Annotated in this window: 17 protein-coding genes; 8 read left to right on the top strand and 9 right to left on the bottom strand. The window is 73.6% G+C overall.

Annotation, left to right across the window (positions count from 1 at the left end):
• Position 1: 1 nt before the first annotated feature.
• The 3 genes from ACWCSU_RS30295 to ACWCSU_RS30285 all read right to left on the bottom strand — a co-directional run bounded on the left by ACWCSU_RS30295 (position 2) and on the right by ACWCSU_RS30285 (position 2,657).
• Positions 2-877 (bottom strand): hypothetical protein, encoded by an 876-nt coding sequence (locus ACWCSU_RS30295; protein ID WP_449939556.1) that lies wholly within the window; start codon positions 875-877, stop codon positions 2-4.
• Between the two features lie 143 nt (positions 878-1,020).
• Positions 1,021-1,713 carry an HAD family hydrolase gene (locus ACWCSU_RS30290; RefSeq protein WP_357696925.1) on the bottom strand — a complete coding sequence of 231 codons (693 nt, stop codon included), beginning with the start codon at positions 1,711-1,713 and terminating at the stop codon, positions 1,021-1,023.
• A gap of 26 nt (positions 1,714-1,739) precedes the next feature.
• The gene (locus ACWCSU_RS30285) at positions 1,740-2,657 is read right to left on the bottom strand and encodes a LysR family transcriptional regulator (RefSeq protein WP_449939555.1); all 918 of its coding nucleotides are present in this window, start codon (positions 2,655-2,657) and stop codon (positions 1,740-1,742) included.
• Positions 2,658-2,776: 119 nt separating this feature from the next.
• Between ACWCSU_RS30285 and ACWCSU_RS30280 the strand changes: the two genes are divergently transcribed.
• On the top strand, positions 2,777-3,634 hold the full coding sequence (locus ACWCSU_RS30280) for an SDR family NAD(P)-dependent oxidoreductase (protein WP_449939553.1): 858 nt from the start codon (positions 2,777-2,779) through the stop codon (positions 3,632-3,634).
• Here ACWCSU_RS30280 and ACWCSU_RS30275 read toward each other — a convergent pair.
• A complete protein-coding gene (locus ACWCSU_RS30275) occupies positions 3,627-6,584 on the bottom strand; it encodes a S8 family serine peptidase (RefSeq protein ID WP_449939551.1) in 2,958 nt (985 codons plus the stop codon). The genes ACWCSU_RS30280 and ACWCSU_RS30275 overlap by 8 nt on opposite strands.
• Positions 6,585-6,735: 151 nt before the next feature.
• Here ACWCSU_RS30275 and ACWCSU_RS30270 point away from each other — a divergent pair, with 151 nt between their 5' ends.
• Both ACWCSU_RS30270 and ACWCSU_RS30265 read left to right on the top strand, forming a co-directional pair.
• Entirely contained in the window at positions 6,736-7,734 is a 999-nt protein-coding gene (locus tag ACWCSU_RS30270; protein ID WP_449939550.1) for a helix-turn-helix domain-containing protein, read from the top strand.
• Positions 7,735-7,860: 126 nt separating this feature from the next.
• Positions 7,861-9,321 carry a serine/threonine-protein kinase gene (locus ACWCSU_RS30265; RefSeq protein WP_449939547.1) on the top strand — a complete coding sequence of 487 codons (1,461 nt, stop codon included), beginning with the start codon at positions 7,861-7,863 and terminating at the stop codon, positions 9,319-9,321.
• Between the two features lie 18 nt (positions 9,322-9,339).
• Here ACWCSU_RS30265 and ACWCSU_RS30260 read toward each other — a convergent pair whose 3' ends face one another.
• Positions 9,340-9,843, bottom strand: coding sequence for a nucleotidyltransferase domain-containing protein (locus tag ACWCSU_RS30260; RefSeq protein ID WP_449939546.1), 504 nt, complete (start codon positions 9,841-9,843; stop codon positions 9,340-9,342).
• A gap of 55 nt (positions 9,844-9,898) precedes the next feature.
• Here ACWCSU_RS30260 and ACWCSU_RS30255 point away from each other — a divergent pair, with 55 nt between their 5' ends.
• Genes ACWCSU_RS30255 through ACWCSU_RS30245 form a run of 3 tightly spaced genes read left to right on the top strand, consistent with a single transcriptional unit; the run spans position 9,899 to position 12,749 of the window.
• Entirely contained in the window at positions 9,899-11,308 is a 1,410-nt protein-coding gene (locus ACWCSU_RS30255) for an aldehyde dehydrogenase family protein (protein WP_449939545.1), read from the top strand.
• Between the two features lie 3 nt (positions 11,309-11,311).
• Positions 11,312-11,755 (top strand): hypothetical protein, encoded by a 444-nt coding sequence (locus ACWCSU_RS30250; RefSeq protein WP_357696939.1) that lies wholly within the window; start codon positions 11,312-11,314, stop codon positions 11,753-11,755.
• A gap of 1 nt (position 11,756) precedes the next feature.
• Complete coding sequence (locus ACWCSU_RS30245) at positions 11,757-12,749, top strand: nitrilase-related carbon-nitrogen hydrolase (RefSeq protein WP_449939543.1); 993 nt, start codon at positions 11,757-11,759, stop codon at positions 12,747-12,749.
• A 3-nt stretch (positions 12,750-12,752) separates the two neighbouring features.
• Here the strand turns inward: ACWCSU_RS30245 and ACWCSU_RS30240 are convergent, their stop codons facing one another.
• Genes ACWCSU_RS30240 through ACWCSU_RS30230 form a run of 3 tightly spaced genes read right to left on the bottom strand, consistent with a single transcriptional unit; the run spans position 12,753 to position 15,411 of the window.
• On the bottom strand, positions 12,753-13,559 hold the full coding sequence (locus tag ACWCSU_RS30240; protein ID WP_357696943.1) for an ABC transporter permease: 807 nt from the start codon (positions 13,557-13,559) through the stop codon (positions 12,753-12,755).
• Positions 13,556-14,332 (bottom strand): ABC transporter permease, encoded by a 777-nt coding sequence (locus ACWCSU_RS30235; RefSeq protein ID WP_449939541.1) that lies wholly within the window; start codon positions 14,330-14,332, stop codon positions 13,556-13,558. The genes ACWCSU_RS30240 and ACWCSU_RS30235 overlap by 4 nt, the downstream gene beginning before the upstream one ends.
• Positions 14,329-15,411: an ABC transporter substrate-binding protein gene (locus ACWCSU_RS30230; protein ID WP_449939540.1), complete on the bottom strand. Its 1,083-nt coding sequence runs from the start codon at positions 15,409-15,411 to the stop codon at positions 14,329-14,331. The genes ACWCSU_RS30235 and ACWCSU_RS30230 overlap by 4 nt, the downstream gene beginning before the upstream one ends.
• Positions 15,412-15,678: 267 nt before the next feature.
• On the opposite strand from ACWCSU_RS30230, the gene ACWCSU_RS30225 reads away from it, so the two are divergent.
• Positions 15,679-17,055 (top strand): sensor histidine kinase, encoded by a 1,377-nt coding sequence (locus tag ACWCSU_RS30225; RefSeq protein ID WP_449939539.1) that lies wholly within the window; start codon positions 15,679-15,681, stop codon positions 17,053-17,055.
• 85 nt (positions 17,056-17,140) lie between these two features.
• On the opposite strand, the gene ACWCSU_RS30220 is transcribed toward ACWCSU_RS30225, so the two are convergent.
• On the bottom strand, positions 17,141-17,935 hold the full coding sequence (locus ACWCSU_RS30220) for a glycerophosphodiester phosphodiesterase family protein (protein ID WP_357696951.1): 795 nt from the start codon (positions 17,933-17,935) through the stop codon (positions 17,141-17,143).
• Positions 17,936-18,283: 348 nt separating this feature from the next.
• Between ACWCSU_RS30220 and ACWCSU_RS30215 the strand changes: the two genes are divergently transcribed.
• Positions 18,284-23,782 (top strand): ATP-binding protein, encoded by a 5,499-nt coding sequence (locus tag ACWCSU_RS30215; protein WP_449939538.1) that lies wholly within the window; start codon positions 18,284-18,286, stop codon positions 23,780-23,782.
• Positions 23,783-23,808 lie beyond the last annotated feature (26 nt).

Raw genomic sequence — 23,808 nt, 5'->3', positions numbered from 1 at the left:
GCTAGTTGACGCAGCCGGGAACGGGTGTGGGCGAGCAGTTGGTCGGGGTGTTGCCGCGCACCACCGAGGCCGTCAGCGTCACCGAGCCGGGGGCGCCCTCGTTGTCGATCCCTCCGGGCGCGCCGCCCGCGCGGTTGTTGTCGATCACGCTGCGGCTGATCGTCGCGGTGCCGGGACCGAGGTTCGCCACACCGCCACCGGCGATGCCGGCCGAATTGTCGTTGATGGTGCTCCGCATTATGGTGAGAATTCCGTCGCCGGCGATTCCGCCACCCCTTTCTCCGGCGCGGTTGTCGGTGAGAAGACTGTTGGTGAAGGTCATTCTTCCGTCGGTGGCCGCGCCTCCGCCGTTCCTGTTCGCGGAGTTATTCAGAATATTGCTGTTCGACACGTTGACGACGGTTCCCCCGATGCCGCCGAGGCCGCCGGAGAGGGTGGCGGTGTTGTACTGGATGAGCACCCGATCGAGGTTCGTGGTACCGCTGTTGACCGCGACGGCCCCGCCGAACCCTCCTGTGGAGGTCGTCGCGTCGCCTCCCGTCAGCCTGACCCGGTCGAGGTTGAAGTTGCTGTTGACGGTGAACAGACGGAACCGGGCCGCCGCCGGGTCGCGCTGTATCGTGGCGTTCTGGCCATGGATGGTGAGCGGCCTGTTGATCGGCGGGAGGGGGCCGGTCGAGTTGTTCAGGACGTAGGTGCAGCCGGGTGTCAGGAAAAGCGTGGCGCCGGGCGCGGCGCCGTTGATCGCGTTGATCAGCGCGGGCCCGGCGCACGGTACGACGGCGACCGTCGCACTGGCCGCGGGTGTTCCGGCCGCGAATGTGGCGGCCGAGAGAACGACGCCCCCGATAAACTGATAGGCCCTGGTTGCCTGCATTGAAATATCCCCCCGATCGGACTCATGGTGAATGAGCGGCGATTAGCTGGCCTGGTCATCCCCGGGGCGGATAAGCATTACGCGTATGACTTATCGGATATAAGTGCAGAAGCGGGTCAATTGGGATATTGCGCCCCGCGCCCCTAGTCGAGGGCCGTCGTCAGCGGGCCGCGCGCGGCCTCCTCCAGCAGGGCGACGGTGACGGCCAGGTCGGGGAAGGCGTCGATGAAGGCGTCGACGGGGTGCGGGGCGAAGTCGGCGGGCTCGCGCAGCCCGCTCTGCATGCAGGCCACGAACCGCAGCCCGGCGCCGGTGGCCGCCTGGGCGTCGGTGGGTGAGTCGCCCACGTAGAGGCATTCGCCGGGGGCCAGGCCGGTGACGGCCAGCAGCTCGTCGAAGGCGCGCGGGTCGGGCTTGCCGAAACGGGTGTTGTCGGCGTGGTAGACGGCCGCGATCCGGCCGTCGAGCACGTGGCCGGGCGCCATCAGGTGCTCCATCTCGGCCTCGGTGCGGGAGGTCAGCAGCATGACCGCGCGCCCGGCCGCGTTGAGCTCGTCGATCACGCGCAGGTTCTCGCCAGGGACGACGTCGACCAGCCCGGCCGCCACGTACTCGCGCAGCACGGCGTGGTGCAGGGGGAGGTAGGCGGCCAGGTCGAGGCCGGGCGAGCGCAGCGGCATCGCCTCGTGCAGCGGCCGGCCCCACGTCGCGACGTGCACCGCCCTGGACATGGGCCCTCGGCCGAGGCGCGCCAGGACCTCGTTCTCCAGCTCGAAGCACGCGGCCTCGGTGAGGCACAACGTGTCGTCGACATCAACCACCACGGAACGGATCACAGGCCACACCATAACCGGCGGCCGTGTCAGGAGCCGACGGCGGCGGCGCGCAACGCGCCCGCGAGGTGCGCGACCGGGCCGGGGACGGGGCCGGGAAGACGGGCCAGCAGCAGCCGGCGCTGCTCGCGCGGCCCGCCCCGCACCGGCAGCACCCGTACGCCCTCCGGCACGGCCGGGCCCATCGACGCCGGCACCGTGGTCAGGCCGCAGCCGGCGGCGACGAGGGCGAGCTTGGCCAGCCAGTCGCGGGCGACGAACACCGTCTCGGGACGCTCGTCCAGGCCCGGCCACACGCCCAAGGTGGGGCTCTCGCCCGCCGCGGCGGCCGGGCCGGCGATCCAGGGACGGCCGTGCAGGTCGGCGACGTCCACGTACTCCCCCCGGGCCAGCGGGTGCCCGGCGGGGACGGCGACGCGCAGGCCGCGCTCGGCCAGGATCTCGATCTCCAGCGCCGGCGTCTCGGCGTCCGGGGCGCGGAAGGGCGGCGCCGAACTGAGCAGGGCCACGTCCAGTGTGCCGGCTCGCAGCGCGCGGACCAGTGCCGAGCTGCCGTCCTCGCGGCCGGTGACGGCGAGGGACGGACGCGTGCGCCGCAGCTCGGCCAGCGCGCGCGGCACCAGGACGGCCCCCGCGCTGGCGAACCAGCCGAACCGCACGGTCGCCGGCTCGGCGGGCAGCCCGGCCAGCTCGCGGGCCGCGGCGTCGACCTCGTCCACGACGGTGGCGGCGCGGCGCAGCACGAGCCGTCCGGCGGCGGTCAGGCGCACGCCGTCGTGACGCCGCTCCAGCAGCCGGGCGCCGGCCGCGCGTTCGAGCGCGGCGACCTGCCGGGAGACGGCGGACTGGGTGTAGCCGAGGGCGGTGGCCGCCGCGGTGAGCGTGCCGCGCTCGGCGACCTCGCGGAAGACCCGCAGGGCGGTGAGCGAGGCGTCGGTGAAGGCCATGACGATCACGCATACCGGACTTGACGGACTTTCGCTACCCGAATGTCTCCGGCGCTCCTAATCTGGCCGGTGCCGGGAGCGCGCACCGGCCCGCGGAACGATTCCCGAAGGAGCAGACAATGAGCACCACCCCGAAGGTCGCCCTGGTGACCGGCGCGACGCAGGGGCTCGGGCTGGCCCTGGTCGAAGGGCTGGCCCGCCGGATGACGCCGTCCGACACCGTCTACCTCACCGGCCGCGACCCCGGCCGCGTGGCCGAGGCCGCGGCGGCGATGCCCGCCACCGGCGCCCGCGTACGCGGCGAACTGCTCGACGTGGCCGACCCCGAGGCCGCCGCCAAGCTGGCCGGCCTGCTGAGCGAGCGGCACGGCGGCGTGGACGTCGTGATCGGCAACGCGGTCATGCGCGTCGGCCCGGACGACGACATGCGCCGGCTCATCGACGCCTACACCGAGGTGAACAACTTCGGCACCACCCGGCTGCTGCGCGCCTTCGCGCCGCTGCTGCGGGGCGGCGGCCGCCTCCTCGTCGTCGTCAGCTCGCTGGGCACGCTGAACCATTTGGCGCCCGTCCTGCACGATCGCTTCGACGGGCTGGAGAGCCTGGAGGAGGTGGACGCGCAGGTGGCCGCCTGGCGTGACGCGGTCAAGGACGGCAGCGCCCGCGCCCAGGCCTGGCCGGGGTTCGTCAACATCCCGTCGAAGATCGCACAGGTGGCCGCGGTGCGGGCGCTGGCCGGGCAGCGGCGGGACGAGGACGCGAGCCGCGGGATCCTGCTGGCCGCCGTCTGCCCGGGGATGATCAACACGCCGACGTCCGGCCTCTGGTGGGACGTCAGCGGCGCCCCTTCGCCGGAGCAGGCCGCCGTCCCCCTGCTCGATCTGGCCCTCGGCCCGGTGGACCCCGACCACTACGGGGAACTCGTCCGGTTCGGACAGGTTCTCCCGTGGCGGCCGGGGCGGCGGGCGGCTAGTTGATCGTGACGATCGTCCCGCTGCCGTTGGGGTACTCGACGTAGCCGGTGTTGACCCGCGGCGTCGCCCCCGTCCAGGACGCGGTCAGCGTGAACGGCGTGCCGGCGCTCGTCTTCGGCCTGGCCGGCGTGACGGTGAGCGCGCCGCGCTCGTGACCCGGCTCCACGATGTCGACCTGCGTGGTGAACGCCGTGGACGTGGTCCCCGGCAGGTCCCCGAGGGAGAGCACGAGCAGGGTGTGCCGGCCGGGCCGGGGGCGGGACAGCACCGCGCGGTGGTCGCCGTCCGGGGCGGACACCCACGACTCGAACTCGCGCCCGCCCTTGCCCTCGTAGAGAAGCAGGCCGCCGACCTGCGCCTCCGGGTCGACCGCCTTGATGCGGAACGCGACGGCCTTGGCGCCTTCGGGCACCGTGACCGGGATCTCGCGGCCCATGATCTCGTCCTGGCTGACCGTGCCCGGCCGCTCCTCGCCCGAGACCGGCCCGTACGGGGTGACCTGGAACTTCCGCAGCCCCGGCGTCACCTCGAACGACAGTGAACCGGCCGCGCCCGTGCCCCGCACCTCTGCGGGCGCCTTGGCGCTCAGCGGCGTGGCCACGACCGCGCTGCGCACGCTGGTGCCCGCGCCGGTCCAGGTGAGGTGCCCGCTCACGGTGTCCCCGGTGGCCTCGGGCAGCGTCTCCAGCGTGACGGTGAACTCCTTGGCCTGACCGGCCTCCTTGAACACCAGCGTGGACGGCTTGACCTTGGCCTTGAACCCGGGCAGTTCGATCGAGGCGTGGTAGACGCCCGGCGTCAGCGCCGTCACCCGGCGGGTGACCGTGCGGGAGCCGAACAGCTCGCCCACCGAGATCGTCGGGTAGTTCAGGTCGGAGGCGGCCAGCGGCTTGACGCCGGTGCCGGTGGCGACCCCGAGGCCCTCAAGGAAGCCGTACCAGTCCTCGGCCCCGGCGTCGTAGACCAGGCCGGGGGTGAACATGCGGGACGGGTCCACGTGGCCGGCGCCCTGGGCGAAGACGTCCGGGGTCCTGGTGTCGTACGCGGTGGTCATCATGGCCGACTTGATCGCCATCGGCGACATCCGCGGATTCCGGCCGAGGTAGAGGGCGGCCAGGCCGGCGATGTGCGGGGTGGCCATCGAGGTGCCGGAGTAGAAGTCGAAGTCCTTGCCGTCGTTGCCCGGAGGCGCCACGGCGGCCAGGATCGCCGAGCCGGGGGCGGTGATGTCCGGCTTGAGCAGGTCACCCTTGGCGGAGAGGGCGGGGCCGCGCGAGGAGAAGCTGGTGACCTCGGGGTAGGCCACGCCGTCGGAGGGGGCCGGGAGCAGGGTGGCGGTCGCGCCCGGCGTGGCCGCGTAGGCCGCGATCTTCCCGGCGTCCGGCGCGTCCACGTGCACGGTCGGCACGGCGTGCAGGTCGGCGTCGGTGGACTGGACGGTCGGGTTGCCGAGCACCATGCCCACGCCGCCGGCCCGCCTGACCTCGGCCGACTTCTCCACGCGGGGGGTCGTCCCGCGCGCGCAGTAGACGATCTTCCCGGCGGCCCTGGCAGGGTCGAGCGAGCCGGCCGCGCACACCTCGGCGTCGGCGTCGGCGGCCGGGCCGGCCTTCACCGACACGGCGGTGACCAGCGGCTTGGGACCGACCGGCGCGACGACGGAGGTGCTGATGCCGCGGTAGGCGGAGCCGTCGCCGAGCCGGACCTCGCCCCGGCGGGGCGCGATCGTGCCGGCGGCGACGGTCGTCGTCCAGGGCGCGGTGTTGTCCAGCGTGGAGGCGTCGGGGCCGGAGTTGCCGCCCGCGGTCGAGACGAAGACGCCGGCCTGGGCGGCGGCGAGGAAGGCGAGCTGGATCGGGTCGTCCGCGGCCGACTCCGACATCTCGCTGCCGATCGAGTAGTTGATCACGTCCACGCCGTCGGCCACCGCCTGGTCGATGGCCGCGATGAGGTCGGAGCTGTAACCGCCGGTCGTGCCGCCGTTCTTGCCCTGCCACAGGGCCTTGTAGACGGCGATCGCCGCGCCCGGCGCGACGCCGGAGACCGTGCCGAAGTCGATGCCGTTGGCGGCGGCCGGGACGCCGTTGTTCCCCGCCGCGGTCCCGGCGGTGTGCGAGCCGTGGCCCTGGGCGTCACGCGGGGAGGCGAAGTCGTCGCGCTGCTCCGGCGGGTTGTACCGCAGCCACTGCTCGCCGAAGTAGCGGGCGCTGATCAGCTTGCCGTTGCACAGGTCGGCGGTGAAGCGCTCGCCGGTCTGGCACACGCCGGTGAACGTGGAGCCGTCGGCCTTGTTCATGACCGTGGCCCCGTCCTTGAGGTAGGGCCGGTACGGGTCGGCGCCGGCGGGCGGTTCCGTGCCGAGGGCCGGGCCGGCGAAGGACGGGTTCTCCGGCCAGATGCCGGTGTCGACGACGCCGACGACCACGCCCTTGCCCGCCTTGGCCGTGCCGCCGAGCGCGGCCCACAGGCCGCGGTCGCCGGACAGGCGCAGGAAGTCGGCGGAGTTCCGGTCGTCCAGGGCCTTGTGCAGGACGTCCGGGGTGACCGACAGCACGCCCTGGGTGGCGTGCAGCCGCAGGGCCTGGGCGGGGGTGAGGTCGGCGGTGAAGCTGTTGGAGGCCACCACGTGGTGGGCGGTGGCGGACGCGCCGACACTGCGGGCCACCTCGTCCTGCCGACCGGTCAGGCGGTCGCGGTAGCGCTTGGCGTGGGCGCTGGTGGTGTCGACCTTCCTGCCCTTGCCGCCCTTGGTGGGCGCGATGCCGGTCACGCCGCCGTCATAGGTGGCCAGGGGCGACTCGGTCAGGGTGACGACGTAGGGGGACGGGCCGGGGGAGGGGGCGGCGGGCGGCGTGGAGGCCGCCGCGGGGCGGGCCACTGCCGGGACGGCGGCGGTGACCGCCAGCGCGGCGGCCAGCGCCAGGACGCGGTGAACGCGGGTGTTGCGGGACATTGCTCCTCAAGGGGGGCGAGCCTGGTCACCCGTCCGGGGAGGATCACCGGAGGGCCGTCATGGAGTCAAGCGGCCAGTGGAGATCGATGTCGAGATATAGTGCTGACATTTTCGGCCACATGACCAAAAACGACATTTTGGAAGGTGCTTCTTGGGGGACGGGTCGGTGCTCGGCGCGGTGGGCCTGTCGGACTTCGACGAGCGGCTGTACCGGCTGCTGCTGCGCCGGCCCGGCCTGCGCACGGCCGAGGCCGCGGCCACGCTGGAGGTCGGCGCCGCCCGGGTGCGCCCCGCGCTGGCCCGTCTGGCCGACGCCGGGCTGCTGCGCCGCACCGGACCCGGCCGGTACGACGCCGTGCCCCCGGAGGCCGCGATCGAGTGGCTGCTGGACCGCCGCAGGCTGGAGACCGAGGCACGGCTCGCGGCGGTCAGGACGGTCGTGTCGGACTTCACCCAGCTCTACCACTCCGGCCGGATGGGCTCCGGGCCCGCCGGGATCGTGGAGGTGCTGGCCGGGGAGGAGGCCGTCAAGCGGGTGATCACCGAGCTCCAGCGCACGGTCGGCGTGGAGCTGCTCGGCTTCGACCGTCCCCCGTACGTGGGACGCCCCGACGACTCCCACGACACCAACGAGTCGGAGCTGGACGGCACCCGGCAGCTGCTGGCGCGCGGCGTGGACATCCGCGTGGTCTACTGCGCCGAGTCCCTGGACCGGCCCGGCCGCCTGGAGACGCTGATCCGGCTGGCCGAGGAGGGCGAGCGCTCCCGGTTCGTCGCCCATCTGCCGTTCAAGCTGCGCATCGCCGACCGCAGGATCGGCCTGTTCCCGCTGGTGGACGGCGTCTACGACAACATCGCGCTGCTGCACCCCTCGCGGCTGCTGGACGCGCTGGTCGAGCTGTTCGACGTCTACTGGGAGCGCGGCCGGCCGCTGGCCGGGCTGCCGCAGGCGGCGCAGGAACGCCCGGCGGAGTCGGACCTGCTCGTGCTGCGCCTGCTCAACGCCGGGCTCAAGGACGAGGCCATCGGCCGCCACCTCGGCGTCAGCGCCAGGACGGCCACCCGCAAGATCGCCGCCGTGGTGGAGAGCCTCGGCGTGACCAGCCGTTTCCAGGCGGGCGCGGAGGCGGCCGCCCGCGGCTGGCTCTGATCCCATCTCGCCGCACTTCGGTAGATCTTCGCTTACTGTGCATTTGGGGAGGTGCGCTGCGGGAGAATGTCCTCGCCGCGCACCGGTGCACGGCTCACGGGGGAATCACGGAGGATGACGTCGAGGATGAGTGCTCAGACGCAGGAGCATCTCGGCCCTTACCGGGTGATCAGGAAGATCGGCGAGGGTGGCATGGGGGTCGCCCACCTCGGTCTCGACGGCGCGGGGCGCCAGGTCGCGATCAAGGTGCTGCATCCGCACGTCGCCTCCGACCTCAAGGCGCGCGACCGCCTGGTGCGCGAGGTGGAGACCATGCGCCGGGTGCGCAGCCGGTTCGTCGCCGAGGTCGTCGACGCCGAGTTCGACGCGGACCGGCCCTACGTCGTGACGCGCTTCGCCGACGGCCGCACGCTTGAGCAGACCGTCCTGACCGACGGTCCGCTGGAGGCCCGCGCGGTCGTCAGGCTCGCGCAGGGGCTGTGCCAGGCGCTGGTCGACATCCACGCGGCGGGCGTGATCCACCGCGACCTCAAACCGGCCAACGTCATGCTGGTCGGCGGCGAGCCGCTGGTCATCGACTTCGGCATCGCCCACCTGGTCGACGCCGCCCGGCTGACGCAGTCCGGCATGTTCGTCGGCACCCCCGGCTACCTGGCCCCGGAGATCATCCGGGCCTCGCAGGTCACTCCGGCGGCCGACGTGCACGCGCTGGCCTCGACGGTGTTCTTCGCCGCCACGGGGCTGCCGCCGTTCGGCACCGGGTCGTTCGAGGCCGTCTGCTTCAACACCATGGAGGGACGGGCCCGGCTCGACCAGGCGCCCGAATGGCTGCGCGGCTGGCTGGCCGGCGCGCTGCGGGTCGACCCGGCGGCCCGGCCCGGCGCCCGGGAGCTGCTGCGGCAGGCCGGGGCGCTCGACCCGGTCAGCCGCCCGATCAGGGCCGAACCGCCCGCCGCGAGCACGTTGACCATGGACGTCGTCTCCGCCCTGCTCCCGCCGGTCGAGTACGCGCCGCGCGGCCACGAGCACCGGCCGCCCCCCGCCCCCACGGTCCACGCTGGCCGGCCGGAGGAACGCCCGCGGCGTCCCGCCGAGCCCGCGGCGCCCCCGGCGCCCGCCGAGCCCTTCGACCTGCGGCGGTTCGTGACCAGCAGCGGGTTCGTCGGGGTGCTGGCGCTGGTGACGCTGTCGGCCTCGACCGTCGTCACGCCGATCGTCGGCGGCCTGCTGGCGGTGGCGCTCTCGCTGGCGCTGCGCGCCGCCGACCACTTCCTCACCGAGGAGCGGCCGACGGCGTCCCGCGCCGCGCTCGTGGCCATGGGCAACCTGCTCCTGTCGCTGGCCTGCGGCCTGGGCGTGGCCGGCCTGCTGGAGGCGGCCGGATCGAGCACCAGCCACGCCGAGGCCCTGGCCGCCGGCGGGTTCACGCTGGGGCTGTTCGTGCTGCCCGGCGCGGCGCCGGTGCGGCGCAGGGCCTCGGCGTGGCTGGCCCGCCTTCTGCCCGGCCGCAGCGCGACCGTGGTGACGGTGGCCGTCATGGGGCCGATCGCGCTGCTGGCGACGATCGCGGCGCTGCTCCAAGGCTGACCGGCCCGGCTGACCGGCTCAGCCGCCGGTGGCCTCGGGCAGCGACCGCAGAAGCGCCAGGTCGTGCAGGTCGCGTTCCCTCGGCTCGTACCCCTGGTGGAAGGCGAGCTGCTGGGCCGCTGACAGGCACGGCACGCGCCGCCCGGCGACCGTGCCCGAGGTGAAGGCGGCCGCCGGGTAGAAGAGCGCGCCGCCCCGGTCGTCGAGGTCCTGCACGGCCGAGCCGTCCGCGGCGAAGCGGAGCGGATGCAGGTCGAGCTCGCGGCCGAGGTCGTCGGCCATGACGAAACGGGCCGGACGGCCGGGCACCGCGCCGTCCCGCTCGGTGTAGCCGAGCGCCTCCAGCGCCCCGATCACGCGCGGCTCCTGCTCGGCCCGGTGCAGCAGGTCGAGGTCGTGGTGGTCGCGGGTGGCCCGGCCGACGAGGGCATCGACGCCCCAGCCGCCGGCGATCCACACCGCGCAGCCGGCCGCGCGCAGCGCCGCGTGTACCCGCAGCAGCTCCCCGGCATCGAAGATCATTCGGGGTAGCGTACGGCTGGACACCACGACGGTCAACGTGTTCAGAATGGGCCTCGTGACGCCTTCGACCGGGCACGTCGTCAGGGACCCGCTCACCGGGCGGGTCGAGCGGCCGCTCGCGCCCGTCGGCCCCGAGCGGCTGGCGGAGATCGCGGCCGGGCTGCGTGCGACGGCCCCCGCCTGGCGGGCCCCCGGCCGCATCTCCGAACGGATGGAGGTGCTGGCCGCGTTCGGCAGGGCGCTGGCGGCCGACGACGAACTGCTGGCCGCGCTGGTGGCCGACACCGGCCGGGAGGCCGAGTCCAGGCTGGAACGGCAGCTCACGGCCGGCCTCGCCGAACGATGGGCACGCCAGGCCCCCGCCCTGCTCGCGCCCCCACCCGAACGACCGGCCGGGCTGCCGGGGATCGCGGTGGGCGGCGACGCGGTGCCGTACGAGCTGGCCGGGGTGATCAGCCCCTGGAACTTCCCGCTGCTGCTCGGCCTGATCGACGCGGTGCCCGCGCTGGCGGCCGGTTGCGCGGTGCTGGTCAAACCGAGCGAGGTGACGCCGCGCTTCATCGAGCCGCTGACGCGGCTGATCCCCGACGAGCTGCCGCTGCGGCTGGTCGAGGGCGCGGCCGAGACCGGCGAACGGCTCGTCGGCCTGGTGGACACCGTCGTGTTCACCGGCAGCGTGCCGACGGGCCGCCGGGTGGCCGAGGCCGCGGCGCGCGCGTTCGTCCCCGCCCACCTGGAGCTGGGCGGCAAGGACCCGGCGATCGTCCTCGCGGGCGCCGACCTGGAACGGGCGGCCGAGGCCGTGTTGTGGGGCGGCACGGCCAACGCCGGGCAGTCCTGCCAGTCCGTCGAACGCGTCTACGTCGAGCGCGGCGCGTACGACGCCTTCCTCGGCCTGCTGGCCGACCGGGCCGCGGCGACCCGGCTGACCTGCGAGGGCGGTCCCATCGGGCCGATCATCGACCCCGCGCAGGCCGACGTGATCGCGGCTCACCTGGCCGACGCCGCCGCCAAGGGCGCCCTGACCCACACGGGCGGCGCGATCGAGCGGCACGGCGGCGGCCTGTGGTGCCGTCCCACCGTGCTGTCGGGGGTGCGGCACGACATGCTCGTCATGACGGAGGAGACGTTCGGGCCGGTGCTGCCGGTCATGGCCGTGTCCGGGGCGGAGGAGGCGGTGGCGCTGGCCAACGACAGCGTGTACGGCCTGTCGGCCGCCGTGTTCGCCGCCACCGAGCGGGAGGCGCTGGCCGTCGCGGCCCGGCTGAACGCCGGCGCGGTCAGCGTCAACGACGCCGCGCTGACCGCACTCGTCCACGAGGGTGAGAAGAACTCCTTCGGCCTGTCGGGGCTCGGCGGCTCGCGCATGGGCGCCGCCTCGATCGGCCGGTTCCTGCGCCGCAGGGCGTACCTGGTCAACCGGTCCGGGGCCGCCGATCCGTGGTGGCACCCGAGGAAGGGATAGAGCATGGGACTGCGTGCCGAGATGCCGCTGCTGGCCCGCCACGAGGGCGAGTGGGCCGGCGAGTACGTGCACGTCGACAAGGACGGCGCCGTGATCGACCGGCACCACGTCGAGATGACCTGCGCGATCGTCGGCGACGCCGGCTACCACCAGACCAACCGCTACCGCTGGGACGACGGCCGCACCGAGGTGCACGAGTTCCCCGGCACGTACCTGGGCGGCGGCCGGTGCGGCTTCGACACCGAACGGCTGACCGGCCAGTTCTGGGAGCTCGACGACAGCACCATCTACCTGACCTGGCGCTTCAAGGCCGAAGGCGACGACCTGCGGCTGTTCGAGCTGATCGTGCTGAGCGCGGACGGCGACTCCCGCAGCCGCACCTGGCAGTGGATCAGGAACGGCGAATGCGTCCGGCGCACCCTGATCGACGAGCGCCGGACGGCCTGACATGACCGCCTACGCCGCCCTGGCGCTCCAGATCGAGGCCAGGGCCCTCACCGGCCGCGCCGACCTGGCCCGCGCCGTCGAGCGCGTCGCAGAGCGCGTCGGCGGCAGCAAGGCGTGGCTCGGCCCGGCCCTGCGGCTGGTGGTGCTGCCGGAGTACGTCCTGACCGGCTTCCCCGCCCGGCAAGGCCCGGCCGAGTGGCGCGAGAAGGCCGCCCTCGACGTGGACGGGCCCGAGTACCGGGCGCTGGGCGCGATCGCCGCCGCGAACGACGTGTTCCTCTGCGTGAACGCCTACGAGCGCGACGAGCACTTCCCCGGCCTGTACTTCCAGGCGTGCGTGATCCTCTCCCCGGCGGGGGAGGCGGTGCTGCGCTACCGGCGGCTGCACTCGATGTTCACGCCCACGCCGTACGACGTGTGGGAGCGCTACCTCGACTGCTACGGCCTCGACGGCGTGCTGCCGGTCGCGCGTACCGAGATCGGGAACCTGGCGGCGCTCGCCTCGGAGGAGATCCTGGTGCCCGAGCTGGCCAGGGCGCTGGCCCTGCGTGGCGCGGAGGTGTTCTGCAACCCGACCTCCGAGGCGTACTCGCCGGCCCTCACCCCCAAGGCCGTCGCCCGGCGCGCCCGCGCCGCGGAGAACCTGGCCTTCGTCGTCTCGGCCAACACCGCCGGGCTGTCCGGCATCGCGATCCCGGGCGACTCGGTCAACGGCGGCTCGGAGGTGATCGGCCCCGAGGGCCGCGCGCTGGCCCAGGCCGGGCCGGGGGAGACGCTGGTCGCCGCCGCCGAGCTGGACCTGGCCGCGCTGCGCCGCGCCCGCCGCGCGCCCGGCATGGCGAACCTGCCCAGCCGGGTCAAGACGGGGCTGTGGGCCCAGGCGTACGCCGCGCACGACGTCGAACGGCCCGGCGAGCTGACCGACGCCCCGGACCGCGCCTTCTACGCCGCCCGGCAGCGCGAGGTCATCGAACGGCTGTACGGCCGGGAGTGAACGTCAGGCGCGGGCGTAGCGGCGCAGCAGCCCCCGCTCGGCCGCCAGGAAGATCGAGTTGAGCGCCACGCCCAGCACGCCCAGCAGCACGATCCCGGCCCACATGGCCGGGATGTCGAACTGGCTCTGCGCCTCCAGCAGGCGGTGGCCGATGCCCTCGCTGCTGCCGTACAGCTCGGAGATCACCATCATGATCAGCGCCAGCGAGACGCTGAGCCGCAGGCCCGCCAGGATCTTCGGCGCGGCGGCGGGCAGGATGACGTGGAACAGGCGGGTGGCCGCCGACAGGCGGAAGACCTGGCCGGTGTCGAGGTAGCCGCGGTCGACGTGGCGGCCCCCGTCCATCGAGTTGATCAGTACGGGCCACACGACCCCGTACACGATCGAGGCGAGCTGCATCGGGGTGCCGATCTTGAACAGCAGCAGGAACACCGGCAGCAGCGCCGCGGGCGGCACCGAACGGCCGAGGTGCAGCAGCGGCTCGGCCAGCGCCGCCAGCCAGGCCAGCCGGCCCAGGGCCACGCCGAGCGCCACCCCCGCCACCGCCGCCAGCGCCCACCCCGCCACCAGCCGCCCCAGGCTGGGCAGCAGGTCGGCGACCGCCTCGTCGGTCAGGAACAGCCGGCCCGGCGAGCCGGAGAACCACATCTCGCGCAGCCGGGTCAGGATCGTGCTGGGCGGCGGGAAGTAGACGGCCTCCGCCCGCCGGGCGACCAGCTCCCACAGCACCGCCACCACGGGCAGCAGCCAGTGGCGGCGCGCCCACCGCCAGGTGTTCGCCGCAGGCCCGCCCGGCCCGGACCGGGTCACGCCGCGACCTCCGCGCGGGCGTGGTGCCAGCGGAACAGGCGCCGCTCGGCCGACGTGACCAGCAGGTTGGCCGCCAGCCCGAGCAGGCCCGCCCACAGCGTGCCGGCCAGCACCCGGTCGACGTGGTTGGCGGTGCCGGCCTGGAGCAGGAACGTGCCGATGCCGTCGCCGCCCGCGATGAGCTCCACGCTGACGGCGACGATGAGGGTGACCCCGACGGAGATCCGCACGCCGGTGGCGACGAACGGCGCGGCGCTCGGCAGCGAGACCCGCAGCACGACCGCCAGCGGGCCGAAGCCGAAGCTGCGCAGCGTCTCCTTGGCCTGCGGGTCGACGTCGGCCAGGCCGTACATGGTGTTGACGAGCAGCGGCCAGCAGCAGGTGTAGACGATCAGCGAGGTCTTGGCGTCGGCGCTGTCGGGGAACAGGAACATGGCCAGCGGGATCAGCGACACCGACGGGATCGGCCGCAGGAACTCCACCAGCGGCCGCGCCGAGCGCTCCACCACCGGCACCGTGCCGAGCAGCAGCCCGGCCGGCACCGCCAGCGCGATGGCGATCAGCAGGCCCGCCGCGCACGCGCCCAGCGTGGCCAGCACCTGGGCGTGGAACCCGCTGTCGGCCGCCAGCCCGGCCGCGGCGGCCAGGACGTCGGAGGTGTACGGCAGCACGCCCGGGTCGACCAGCCCCGCCCGCCCAGCGGCCTCGGTCAGGACGAGCACCCCGGCCACCCCCGCGACCCCGAGCAGCAGCCGCCTGCCCCGCGTGATCATCCCAGGCCGGTCGCGATCTGCTGGGCGACGACCGGCCTGCTCTTCAGGTAGCCGTAGCCGACGAGCAGGTCGGCCAGCTTCTGGAAGCCCGCCTGAGGCGGCTCCATCGAGAAGACGCCGAGCTTCATGGCGGCCGCGCTCGCCGCGTCGATCTGCGTGTACGTCGGGATGACCTCGTCGATCGCCGAGCGGTCGGCGGCGGCGATCCGCTGGGCCTTGGCCAGCGCGCGGTGGAAGGCGGCGGCGGTGCGGGGGTTCCTGGTCAGCCAGTCCTGCGACACGCCCCAGCCGTCGATCGGGATGCCCGCGGTCGGGCCCGACATGGTGTCGATCACCTCGGTGCCGCCCGCCTTCTTGGCCGCCGTCAGGAACGGCTCGACCAGCCAGGCGGCGTCGACCTTGCCCGAGGCCAGCGCGCCGAGCTGCTCGTTGAACGGCATCGCCACGTACTTGACGTCGCCGGGCGCGAGGCCGGCCTGCTGGAGGTGGGCGTTGGTGACCGTCTGGCCCAGCGCCTTGAGCACGTTGACCGCGACCGTGCGGCCCTTGAGGTCGGTGGCGGACCTGACCGGCGACCCCTTGGGCACGACGACGCCCGCGATGCCGGGCGCGGACTCCTGGCTGTGCTGGAACAGCTTGAGCCTGGCCGCGCCGGAATCGTTGATGGACAGCAGCGAGACATAGGAGGTCAGGAACGCGTCCATGCTGCCGTTGAGTATTTTCGGCATGACCGCCTGAGGGGCCTGGATGATCTCCGTTTTGACGGTCAGGCCCTCGGCCTTGAAGAAGCCGCGTTTCTCGGCGATGAACAGCGGCGCCGCCGACGGCACCGGCACCACGCCGACGAGGAGCTGGGTCTTCTCCAGCCCGCCCGAACCGCCTGAACCGCTGGTGGAGGTGGGGGCCGCGGCGCCGCCGCAGGCCGCGAGGCCGCGACGAGGGCCAGCGCGGCGGCGGCGTGTGCGATCTTCACGATGCTCTCTCCTGACTGCCGGCGCGTTTCCTGGCCGGGCAATGCGAGAATCGCGGCGCGCGCACGGACAAGCGCGGGCCCGAATCGAACGAGCCCCCCGACGCATTCGGCACCACCGGAACCCCCGCTGCCACGAATGGCGATCGTACAGCAGGAGTCGTGACCGCCGCCATGAAACAAAGCGGGCATTTATCCGAATAGCCTGACCGTCGGTATAAGTGACGGTAAATCGGTAATACGCCTATATTTCTGGCCTTTGTGGGATCAATTCTCGACGTCCGTGCCGCCACGGAGTCATTGCCGCTCCTTGGACGTGCGATGAGACCCGGGTTGAGATCATTGGGCGGCAGGACCCGGCGAGACCGGTGAGGGGGTGGGGGCCCTGCGGCCGCTTCGGCTCTCGGTCCAGGCGCGTCTCATCCTGGCCACCGCCGTGCTGTCGCTCATCGTCTGCACGGCGATCGGCCTCGCCCTCGACCTGCTGATCCGCGAGCGCATCCGGCAGGACGTCTTCGCCGACACCCAGCGCGCCACCACCGAATGGATCGGCTCGATGGGCACCGCCTTCCCGCCCCCGGTCACCACGTCCTCCGTCGACCTGCTCCAGCTCGTGGACGCCCACGGCCACGTGGTCGCGGCCAGCCGCGCCGCCTCCGGCAGGCCGCCCGTCAGCACGCTGTGGCCCGCCTCCGGCAACCGCATCCGGCACGGCGTGGCCTGCGCGCGCGGCGAGTGCGTGATGTTCACCGCCACCAGGCCCTCGCCGCAGGAGGAGCAGTTCCTGTGGGGCGGGGCGTCCCACGTCGTCTACGCCGCGCGGGCCGAGCCGCCCCTCCTGGCCACCCACCGCCTGGAGCTGATCATCACCGCCGGCGGCCTGGCCGTCAGCGCGTTGCTCACCTGGATCGCCGCGTTCCTGATCGGGCGTACGTTGCGGCCGGTCGAGGGGATGCGGGCCAGGATGGCCGAGATCACCGTCACCGACCTCAGCATGCGGGTGCCCGAGCCGCCCGGCGACGACGCCGTCGCCCAGCTCGCCCGCACCGCCAACAGGACGCTGGCGCGCCTGGAGGAGGCCGTCGAGCAGCAGCGCAACTTCTCCTCCATGGTCTCCCACGAGCTGCGCACGCCGCTGACCGGCCTGCGCGCCCGGCTGGAGGAGGCGCTGACCTACCCCGACGTCGACCCCCGCGCCGCCCTGCGCGACGCGTTGTCCACCGCCGACCGGTTCCAGGCGATCATCGAGGAGATGTTGCTGCTGGCCCGCGTCCGCACGGCCTCCCCGCGCGACCGGGAGCCGGTGCGGCTGAGCGAGCTGGTCCGGGAGGAGGTCGCCGCCCGGCGGGCCGGGCTGCTGATCCGGGTGGACGTCGCCGAGGATCTCCAGGTGCTCGGCAACCGCGTGCAGCTCGGGGAGGTGCTGACGAACCTGCTGGTCAACGCCCAGCGGCACGCCCGTACGGTGGTCGAGGTCCGGGTGGAGCGCCGCGACGGCCAGGCGATGGTCTCGGTCCGCGACGACGGCGCCGGCGTCGTGCCCGAGGACCGCGAGCGGGTCTTCCAGCCCTTCGTGCGCCTGTCCGAGGGACGCCGGCGCGACCCCGAGGGCAGCGGCCTCGGCCTGGCCATCTCCCGTGCCATCGCCCGCGCCCACCAGGGCGACCTGGACATCGAGGACTTCCCCGACGGCCCCCGATTCGTCCTGCGCCTCCCGCTGCCCGCCCCCGGCCCGGACGCCCCGCCGCCCTGAGCCCGGTCGTGGACCCGGCGGGCCGCCTTCCCCGGGTCGCGGCGCCGGGCGGCGGGCCCGGCCGAGCGCGTCCCTCAGGACGCGGTCACTGGCACTTGCCCTTCAGCCACGCGCTGAACTCCGGCGTGTAGTCGGTGGCCACCCGCTTGGCCCCGCTCGCGAGCGCCGACTTCCACGCGTTCTCGTTCAGGGTCCAGGAGGGGGGCGGCTCCTCCCACTTGGTCACCTCCGGCCAGATCGGACCGCCGGTCAGCACCTGGCTCAGCCCCGCGGCGGTCACGCGGCTCTTGAGCTCGGCGGCGATCGCGCTGTCGTGCGAGTACAGGATGATCTCCTGCGACCGGTAGTTCTCCTTGACCGGGTCGAGCACCTCCTTCCAGCCCTGCGCCTTGATCGTGGCGTTGGAGCTGAGCAGCGACTGGCGGGCCTCGGGCTTGATCTCGACCAGCCCGACCATGCCGGACGAGCGCATCGCGGCCAGCCACTCGCGGAAGGTGTAGACGGTCTCGCCCTTGAACAGGCCGCGCACGATCGTCCGGCCCTTGAGCGCGGTGTCGCCCGCCGCCCACCAGATCTCGGTGATGTTCTTCTTGGTGCCCGACAGGCCCCACGTCGAGGTGTTGTGCCACATGACGGCCTTGGTGCCGTCCTTGGTGAGCTGGAGGTCGGCCTCGACGCCGGAGGCGCCCCAGCCCTTGTAGCGCCGTACGGCGGTGGGGTTGTTGGGCTGGCGCACCTGGTCCCGCTCCCAGGCGTTGGCGCCGGTCGGGTAGCCGCCGTGCCCGAAGATCTGCGGGCAGGCGGGCAGCGCGGCGGACGGAGAGGTGAGGAGTGAGGCCAGGGTCAAGGCGGCGAAGGGGCCGGCGAGGGGAACTGCCAAGGCACGCACCTTTCGATCTTGAGGTTCACCGCACTCTGCCACATTCACGGACGTTCCGTCCCAGGAGGGCGGCCGCGAGGGCGAGCGCTGCGCGGGCGCGGGGCAGGTCGCCGGTACAGTCGTCAGTACCGTGGCGGCTTGTGGCAGGGTGCCACGGGAACCGGCGCTCGAACCCTGTGGCGGGGTCACTTTTTGTGGAAACCGCACAAAGCAGGAGCCCCGGCGTGCACTATGCGGACATTGGTACACGCGGCGGTGATCGAGCACGGTAGAGACAGTGACGGGCGAGGCTCCGGGGGACCACCCCGGACTCGCCTACTTGTACGGGGTACGTGGGAGGCTCAACCGGTGTTCAATCGTGTCGCCATCGTCAACCGCGGAGAGGCCGCGATGCGGCTCATCCACGCCGTCCGGGATCTTTCGGCGGAGACCGGCAAGCGGATCGAGACGATCGCGCTCTACACCGACGCCGACCGCGACGCGACCTTCGTCCGCGAGGCGGACGTCGCCCACTCGCTGGGGCCCGCCTCGGCGCGCCCGTACCTCGACCACGCCGTGCTGGAGCGGGCGCTGGTCGAGACCGGGGCCGACGCCGCGTGGGTCGGGTGGGGGTTCGTCGCCGAGGACCCGGCCTTCGCCGAGCTGTGCGAGAAGATCGGCGTCACCTTCGTCGGGCCGAGCGCGGAGGCGATGCGCCGGCTCGGTGACAAGATCGGCGCCAAGCTCATCGCCGAGGAGGTCGGCGTCCCCGTCGCGCCGTGGAGCCGCGGCGAGGTGGCCACGCTCGAGGACGCCCTGCGCGCCGGCGACGCGATCGGCTACCCCCTGATGCTCAAGGCGACCGCGGGCGGCGGCGGGCGGGGCATCCGCATGGTCGCCTCGGCCGACGAGCTGGCCGACGCCTACGAGCGCACCAGCCAGGAGGCCGAGCGCGCGTTCGGCTCGGGCGTGGTCTTCCTGGAGCGCCTGGTCACCGGCGCCCGCCACGTCGAGGTGCAGGTCATCGCCGACGGCCAGGGCACGGCGTGGGCGCTGGGCGTGCGCGACTGCTCGGTGCAGCGGCGCAACCAGAAGATCATCGAGGAGTCCGCCTCCCCGGTCCTGAGCGACGACCAGACCGCCGAGCTGAAGGCGTCGGCCGCGCGGCTCGCCGTGGCCGTCGGCTACCGCGGCGCGTGCACCGTCGAGTTCCTCTACCACCCCGGCGACAAGCTGTTCGCCTTCCTGGAGGTCAACACCCGGCTCCAGGTCGAGCACCCGATCACCGAGCTGACCACCGGCACCGACCTGGTCCGGCTGCAGCTGCACGTCGCCGCCGGCGGCCGCCTGGAAGGCCCCCAGCCGCGCGAGAGCGGCCACGCCGTGGAGGCCCGGCTCAACGCCGAGGACCCCGACCGCGACTTCGCCCCCGCGCCGGGCCGCATCGCCCGCCTGGTGCTGCCCGCCGGGCCCGGCATCCGCGTCGACACCGGCGTCAGCGAGGGCGACACCATCCCGGCCGACTTCGACTCGATGATCGCCAAGATCATCGCCTACGGCCGCGACCGCGAGCAGGCCCTGGCCCGCCTGCGCCGCGCGATGTCAGCCACCACGGTGATCATCGAGGGCGGCGCCACCAACAAGAGCTTCGTGCTCGACCTGCTCGACCAGCCCGAGGTCGTCGACGCCGTCGCCGACACCGGCTGGATCGACCGCGTACGCGCCGAGGGCCGCCTGGTCAGTCACCGCCACTCCGCGGTCGCCCTGGCCGCCGCCGCGATCGAGGCCTACCAGGACGAGGAGGAGGTCAGCCGCAACCGGCTGCTGGCCACCGCCCACGGCGGGCGCCCGCAGGTGCAGCACGAGACCGGCCGCCCGCTGACCCTCAAGCTCCGCGGCGCCGGCTACCGGCTCACGGTGGCCAGGGCCGGGCAGCGGCGCTTCCGCGTCGGCATCTCCGACGGCGACCGCTCCCACCCGCTCGACGTCGAGATCGACCGCTTCGACGAGCACAGCGGCCGCATCACGGTCAACGGCCGCCGCTTCCGCCTGATGTCGGCCACCCACGGCCCGATCCACCTGGTCGAGGTCGACGGCGTCACCCACCGCATCAGCCGCGACGAGGGCGGCGTCGTCCGCTCGCCCGCGCCCGCGCTGGTCGTGGCGACGCCCCTGTCGGCCGGCGACGAGGTCGAGGCGGGCGCGCCCATCCTGGTGCTGGAGAGCATGAAGATGGAGACGGTGCTGCGCGCGCCGTTCCGCGCCCGCGTCCGCGAGTGCGCCGTCTCGGTCGGCAGCCAGGTCGAGGCGGGCGCGCCGCTGATGCGCCTGGAACCCCTCGCGGGCGCCGAGGACGAACCGGCCGCCGCCGCGACGACCGCCCCCGAGATCGACCTGCCCGCCGCCCCGCCGCGGGCGTCGGCCGCCGAGCAGGCCGAGCGCGGCGTGCAGGACCTGCGCGATCTGCTGCTCGGCTTCGACGCCGCCCCCCACGACCGCCGCCGCATGGTGTCGCACTACCTGGCCGCGCGGGCCGAGCTCGACGACCGCGTCGTCGAGGGCGAGCTCGACCTGCTCACCGTCTTCGCCGACCTGTCGGAGCTGAGCCGCAACAAGCCGGGCGGCGAGCTCGACGTCGAGCCGGGCAGCCCGGTGCACAGCCCGCGCGAGTACTTCCACAGCTACCTGCAGAGCCTCGACGTCGAACGGGCCGGCCTGCCCGAGGCGTTCCAGGCCAAGCTGCGCCGCATGCTCAGGCACTACGGCGTCGAGGAGCTCGACCGTACGCCGGAGCTGGAGGCCGCGGTCTTCCGGATCTTCCTGGCCCAGCAGCAGATGACCACCGGCGTCACCGTCATGTCGGAGCTGCTGCGCGCCTGGCTGGCCGGCTCGCCCCCGCGCGAGCCGCTCGGCGAGCGGGCCGGGCTCGCCCTGGAACACCTGGTCGAGGCCACGCAGGTGCGCTTCCCGGTGGTCGCCGACCTGGCCCGCGGCGTGGTGTTCCGCTGGTTCGCCCAGCCGCTGCTGCGCCGCAACCGCGCCAAGGTCTACGCCGCCGTCCGCGACGAGCTGCGGCACCTCGACCGCGACCCCGACGCGCCCGACCGCGCCGAGCGCATCCAGGCCATGGTGGCCAGCTCCGAGCCGCTCGTGCGGCTGCTCGGCCAGCGCATCGGCCGGCCCGAACGCGACCTCGCCCCCCTGCTGGAGGTCCTGACCCGCCGCTACTACGGCAACCGCGGGTTGTCGCAGGTCGCCACCAGCGACAGCGCGGGCTGCCGGTTCGTCACCGCCGAGCACACCGGCCCGCGCGGCGTGACCCGCCTGGTCACCACCGCCGCCGACATCGCCGCCCTGCCCGACGTCATCGACGCCGTCGGCGCGCTGGCCGACGGGGTCGGCGGGCGCGGGCTCGTCGCCGACCTCTACCTCACCTGGGACGACCAGCCCGACGCCGAGGAGATGGCCGTACGGCTCGGGCGGGTCCTGGCCGAGCGCCCGCAGCCCGCGGGCATCCGGCGGATCACCACCACCGTCGTGGGCACCAGCGGCGCGGTGATGCACCACCACTTCACCTTCCGCCCCGACGGCGCCGGCTTCGCCGAGGACCGCCTGATCCGCGGCCTGCACCCGCAGATCGCCCAGCGCCTGCAACTGCACCGGCTCCAGGAGTTCGACCTCACCCGGCTGCCCTCGGTCGACGAGGAGCTCTACCTGTTCAAGGCCGTCGCCAAGAGCAACCCGGCCGACGAGCGGCTCATCGCCATGGGCCAGGTCCGCGACCTGACGCCGCTGCGCGAGGCCGACGGCCGCCTGGTCGCGCTGCCCGCCGTCGAGGACGCCCTCAACGCCGGCCTCGACGCGATCCGCAACATCCAGGCCCAGCGCCCCCAGAACAAGCGGTTCGACACCAACCGCATCATGATGTACGTCTGGCCCTCGACCGAGCTGACCACCGACGAGCTCAACATGCTGGTCCAGCGCATCCTGCCGACCACGGCGGGCGCCGGGCTGGAGGAGGTCCAGTTCGTGGCCCGCCAGCGCACCCCCTCGGGCGAGCTGAGCGAGGTCGCCGTGCGCATCACCCTCGACCCCGGCCACGGCGCCAGCCTCCAGGTCGGCAAGCCGTCGGACGAGCCGGTCCAGCCACTCGACGACTACCGCCAGAAGGTGCTGCGCGCCGCCCGGCGCGGCAACGCCTACCCCTACGAGCTGACCGGCCTGCTCACCGGCCCGCAGGGCGGCTTCGTCGAGCACGACCTCGACGCCGACGGCGTGCTCGTCCCGGTCGAGCGGCCCAAGGGCAACAACTCCGCGGCGATCGTGGCCGGCGTGGTCACCACGCCGACCGCCCGCCATCCCGAAGGCGTCACCCGGGTGGTGCTGCTCGGCGACCCGACCAAGGCGCTGGGCGCGCTGTCGGAGCCGGAGTGCTCGCGGGTGATCGCGGCGCTCGACCTGGCCGAGCGCATGCGCGTGCCCCTGGAGTGGTTCGCGCTGTCGGCCGGCGCCCGGATCTCGATGACCTCGGGCACCGAGAACATGGACTGGGTGGCGGCGGCGCTCAAGCGCATCGTCACCTTCACCCAGGCCGGCGGCGAGATCAACATCGTGGTCGCGGGCATCACCGTGGGGGCGCAGCCGTACTGGAACGCCGAGGCGACGATGCTCATGCACACCAAGGGCATCCTGGTCATGACCCCCGACTCGGCGATGGTGCTCACCGGCAAGCAGTCGCTCGACTTCTCCGGCGGCGTGTCGGCCGAGGACAACTTCGGCATCGGCGGCTACGACCGCGTGATGGGCCCCAACGGCCAGGCCCAGTACTGGGCGCCCAACCTGCCGGCCGCCCGCGACGTGCTGATGGCCCACTACGACCACACCTACGTCGTGCCCGGCGAGAGCGGCCCCCGGCGGGCGCCCACCGCCGACCCGGCCGACCGGGACGTCCGCGACTACCCGCACACCGTGGCGGGCAGCGACTTCACCACCGTCGGCCAGATCTTCTCCGCCGAGCACAACCCCGACCGCAAGAAGCCCTTCGACATCCGCACGGTGATGCGCGCCCTGTCCGACCAGGACCACCCGGTGCTGGAACGCTGGGCGGGCATGGCCGACGCCGACACCTCGGCCGTCCAGGACGTGCACATCGGCGGCCGGCCGGTCTGCCTGATCGGCATCGAGTCCCGGCCGGTGCCGCGGCGCGGCTTCCCGCCCGCCGACGGGCCGGACGCGTACACGGCCGGCACGTTGTTCCCGCGCTCGTCGAAGAAGACCGCGCGGGCGATCAACGCGGCCTCCGGCAACCGGCCGCTGGTGGTGCTGGCGAACCTGTCCGGCTTCGACGGCTCACCCGAGTCGATGCGCAAGCTCCAGCTGGAGTACGGCGCGGAGATCGGCCGGGCGATCGTCAACTTCGAGGGCCCGATCGTGTTCTGCGTCATCTCCCGCTACCACGGCGGCGCGTTCGTGGTGTTCTCCAAGGCGCTCAACCCGAACATGACCGTGCTGGCGCTGGAGGGCTCGTTCGCCTCGGTGCTCGGCGGCGCCCCGGCGGCGGCGGTGGTCTTCTCCGGCGAGGTGAACAACCGCACCGCGACCGACCCACGCGTGAGCGAGCTGCAACGGCAGGTCGCGGCGGCCAGCGGCGCCGAACGGGCCGCGCTCAACGCCCGCCTGGCCGAGGTTCAGCCGGCCGTACGGGCGGAGAAGCTCGGCGAGGTCGCCGCGGAGTTCGACCGGGTGCACAACATCCAGCGCGCGGTCGAGGTCGGCTCGGTCGACGCGATCGTCAGCGCCGCCGAGCTGCGTCCGCGGATCATCGAGGCCGTCGAACGCGGCATCGCCCGGCTGCACCAGGGTTCCTGACCGCGCACGTCCTCTCGACTCGGGGG

Source organism: Nonomuraea sp. NPDC001699 (assembly GCF_053596455.1).
This window is presented reverse-complemented; position numbering and strand designations above follow the sequence as displayed.